The sequence below is a fragment of the Nitratidesulfovibrio liaohensis genome (assembly GCF_011682075.1).
In the GTDB taxonomy this organism is placed as follows: Bacteria; Desulfobacterota; Desulfovibrionia; order Desulfovibrionales; family Desulfovibrionaceae; genus Cupidesulfovibrio; species Cupidesulfovibrio liaohensis.
In genome coordinates this window covers 1-4,042 of sequence record NZ_VSMK01000251.1, presented here as the reverse complement: position 1 = coordinate 4,042, position 4,042 = coordinate 1, and the positions used below count along the sequence as shown (strand labels likewise).

The following is a 4,042-nucleotide window of genomic DNA, read 5'->3' as shown; positions in this document are numbered from 1 at the left end:
GCGCCACCACCAGCGCCCCGCGCGCGGGGTTGTAGGCGCCGCCGCGCGGCGCGCCCCCCTGTGCCGGGTCTTCGGGAATCACGTCGGTGCCGTACAGGGCGTCGTACAGGCTGCCCCAGCGAGCGTTGGCGGCGTTCAGGGCGTAGCGGGCATTGGTGATGGGCACCACCAGTTGCGGCCCGGCCACCAGGGCGATTTCCGGGTCCACGCCTTCGGTGGTCACGGCAAAGTCCGGTCCTTCGGGCATCAGGTAGCCGATGGAGCGCAGAAAGGCCTCGTAGGCGGCACCATCGTGCGGCGCGCCCCGCCGCTCGCGGTGCCAGGCGTCGATGGCTTCCTGTAGGTCGGCCCGTTTCGCCAGCAGGGCGCGGTTCCTGTCGGCCATGGTTTCCACCATGTTCTCGAGGGCCGACCAGAACCTGTCGGGGTCCACGCCGGTGCCCGGCGCGATGTCGCGGACGATGACGTCATACAGCGGCGCTGCGATCTGCAAGCCACCCACCTGAACACGCTGCGTCATGTTGTGCTCCTGTACGTTGGCGGAACGGAACGGATCCGGTACTGGCCGGAAACGGCCATGCGCGGCATGAACCGGCGCAGGCGGACGACAGCCGGGCGGGGCCACCAGCCCCTGCCCGCGCGGGTCCGATGCCGCGCGCGGCAACGCGGACATCTGCCCTATTTTCAAGGATACCCGGCCAGCCCGCCCAATGCAACGCCCCGGCGCTTCCGCCGGGTTCCGCACCAGTGCGTGGGGGGGCTGACAGGAAGCGCAACCCGCTTGTGACCCAGGTCACCGACATGCGCGCCGCCCGCACGAATAATGATTGCACGGACACCGGCATCCGGTGTAGCGCTGCCTTCTGGCGGCATGTCCGCCCACAGCGGAATCATTCGAAAAAAACGGCGCACCACGCGCCACCACGGCTTCTCCCTCCGCATCCGCGCCACCGCGCCCGCCGGATGGGACACACCATTGCGTACCGCAGCAAGAGGGGCTTTGATGCGTAACGTCAGAATCGGCACCCGTCTCGTTTCCTGCTTCATCTTCGTCGCCTTGCTGTCCATGGGCCTCGGCATCACGGGCTACGTCAGCATGCGCGAGCAACTGGCCGCGCAGACGGAACTGTCCGACGTGTACCTGCCCGGCATAGAGGCGCTGGCCCAGGTGCGCTTCAACCTGCGCAACATTACGGTGGCCCACCGCACCCTGCTCATCCCCGACCTGACCGACCGGGCCCGCCAGTACACGAACCTTGCGGACGCCGTGGCAGCGTACAAATCGAGCATTGCCCGGTACGAGGCCATCGAGCACGGCGCCTCCGAACAGGCCGAATGGCGCGAGTTCCTGAACAGCCTTGCCGTGTTCGAACGCGACATGGCCGATGCCGTCGCCCTCATCGGCGCCTGGGAACGCAACCCCTCGGGCGAGGCGGCCCACGACAAGGCCGCCGCCCTCGTGCTGGGCCCTGCCACGGAGCACAGCCGCGTGCTGTTCAAGGAACTGGGCGACGTCATCTCCGTGAACATGGCTACGGCCAAGGTCCAGCAACAGGCCGCCACCCGGACAGCCGCCGGGCGGCGCACGGTGATCTCGGTGCTGATGGTGGCCGTGCCCGCCCTGGCATTGCTGGCGGGCGTGCTGCTGACCGTCTCCATCGTAAGGCCTCTGCGGCGGGGGGTGGTGTTCGCCTCTGCCGTGGCCGAAGGGCGGCTGGACGCCCGGCTGGACATCGACCAGCGCGACGAGGTGGGCCAGTTGGCCGACAGCCTGCGCACCATGGTGGGCAACCTGAAGTCCAAGATCGGCGAGGCGGAAGCCGCCACCCGCGACGCCGGGGCAGAGGCGGAGCGCGCCCGCGCGGCCATGGCCCAGGCGGAAGAAGCCACCCGCCGCGCCCAGTCGGCCCGGCGCGAGGGCATGCTTGCCGCCGCCGGGCAATTGCAGGGCGTGGTGGAAGTGGTAGGGTCCGCATCCGAACAGCTTTCCGCCCAGATCGGCCAGTCCACCCAGGGCGCGGCGGTGCAATCGCAGCGCGTGGCCGAAACAGCCGCCGCCATGGAAGAAATGAACGCCACCGTGCTCGAGGTGGCCCGCAACGCCTCGCAGGCGGCGGACACCGCCGAGCGCGCCAGACAGAAGGCCGATACCGGCGCCGCAGTGGTGGGCCGGGTGGTGGAGGAAATCGGCACCGTGGAACGCCAGGCCGTGGCCCTGAAGGACGACATGGCCGACCTTGGCCGCCAGGCCGACGGCATCGGCAAGATCATGAACGTGATTTCGGACATCGCGGACCAGACCAACCTGCTGGCGCTGAACGCCGCCATCGAGGCGGCGCGCGCCGGGGACGCCGGACGCGGCTTTGCCGTGGTGGCCGACGAAGTGCGCAAACTGGCCGAAAAGACCATGCAGGCCACCCGCGAGGTGGGCGAGGCCATCACCGGCATCCAGCAGGGCACCCGGCGCAACGTGGAACACGTGGAGCGCGCCGTGGCGTCCATCGAGGAGGCCACCGGCCTTGCGGGCAGTTCCGGCGAGGCGCTGCGCGAAATCGTGACCCTGGTGGAACAGGCCACCGACCAGGTGCGCTCCATCGCCACGGCCAGCGAGCAGCAGTCCGCCGCCAGCGAGGAAATCAACCGCGCCGTGGACGAGATCAACCGCATCTCGGGCGAAACCACGGACGGCATGCACCAGTCGGCCCGCGCGGTGGAGGAACTGGCAACCCAGGCCCATTCGCTGCGCAAGCTCATAGAGCGCATGCAGCACGACGAGGCATAACCCACCGCCACACCCATCACGCAGGGGGGCGGGACGCACGGCACGGGCCGGACGTCCCGCCCCTTTCGCGTGCCCGCAGCCGTGTGCCGGTTTTGCGCCCGATCTGCACCCGATCAGCACCTGGCCGTCGACCGCCGGGGAGGATACGCGCGTGCGGGCAGTTGCGCATGAGAATCACGGGGGAGCGGTTGCCTTTCTTTCGATGATAATTAATTTCATTTATGACCCGACAGACCGCGTCCGGCACGGACCGCGACGAACGTGCGGGCCCCCGGCGGGTGAAAGCACTCCCACCGGTGAAGACAACGGAGGAACCGCCATGAAACTGGACGCACTGCACCCCCGGAACTGGTTCCGCAAGGGTGCCGAACGCGACGACGCCGGTTCCGACCGGCGTGACGACGGCAGCCTCGTGGCGCCCATTCCCTTCGACGTGGAATGCGCCAGCGAGGAGGAAAAGCTGCGCAGGCTGATGCAACTGGCCGGGGCAGAGGAGCTGATGTACGAAGTTCTGCCCGACCAGTCCCCCGAATGCGGCTTTGACGACACCCGCCGCCTGGACGTGGATATTGCGGTGGAAAACGACACCTACGTGGTCGTGGCCGACGTGCCCGGCCTCTCGCGCATCGAGGACAACGGCATGGGCGACGGTGACGCCGCCGACCTGCACGTGAAGGCCGAGGGCAACCGGTTGTCCATCACGGGCCGCACGCGATCCTCCTCGCGCGACAAGGGCCGGGGCTGGCACCGCATGGAACGGCAGCCCGGCAGCTTCAGGCGCATTCTGGTGCTGCCGGACGACGCGGTGCCCGAGGCCCTTTCCGCCTCGGTCAACGACGGCGTGCTGACCGTCAGCATCCCCCGCGCCTCGTCCGAGGAATGCGTGTGGGTGCCCGGTGAAGCGCCCCGCGCCGGTTGCCACGCCTGAACCAGCCGCCACCCCCACGTCTGGAAGAATGCCTCCACCTGGCGCAAGCAAGGCATGTCACCTGACGTCAGGAAGGCAGTCACCTGACGTCAGGAAGGCAGTCACCTGACGTCAGGAAGGCAGTCACCTGACACGGCAACCCCGAACGCACGCCGCGCACCGCCCGCCGGGACGCACTGGCACCCCGGCGGCACCGCGTACCGCATCGCCCCGTATTCACGGAAGCCGTTCCGGGTTCCGGCTCGGGGCATCGACGACTCGCCACAGCCGACGGCGGAGGGGCCACCCTCCGCCGTTTTCCGCATCCCGCGCCCGTTCCCGCTCCGGGCGGC

2 protein-coding genes and 1 pseudogene are annotated in these 4,042 nt (G+C 69.0%); 2 read left to right on the top strand and 1 reads right to left on the bottom strand.

From position 1 onward, the window contains the following. A pseudogene (locus FVW27_RS09580) lies at positions 1 to 520 on the bottom strand (malate synthase G); the annotation flags it as partial. A 483-nt stretch (positions 521 to 1,003) separates the two neighbouring features. Here FVW27_RS09580 and FVW27_RS09575 point away from each other — a divergent pair. Beyond that, positions 1,004 to 2,782 carry a methyl-accepting chemotaxis protein gene (locus tag FVW27_RS09575; protein WP_167124656.1) on the top strand — a complete coding sequence of 593 codons (1,779 nt, stop codon included), beginning with the start codon at positions 1,004 to 1,006 and terminating at the stop codon, positions 2,780 to 2,782. A 319-nt stretch (positions 2,783 to 3,101) separates the two neighbouring features. Beyond that, a complete protein-coding gene (locus FVW27_RS09570) occupies positions 3,102 to 3,710 on the top strand; it encodes an Hsp20/alpha crystallin family protein (RefSeq protein ID WP_167124654.1) in 609 nt (202 codons plus the stop codon). Positions 3,711 to 4,042 lie beyond the last annotated feature (332 nt).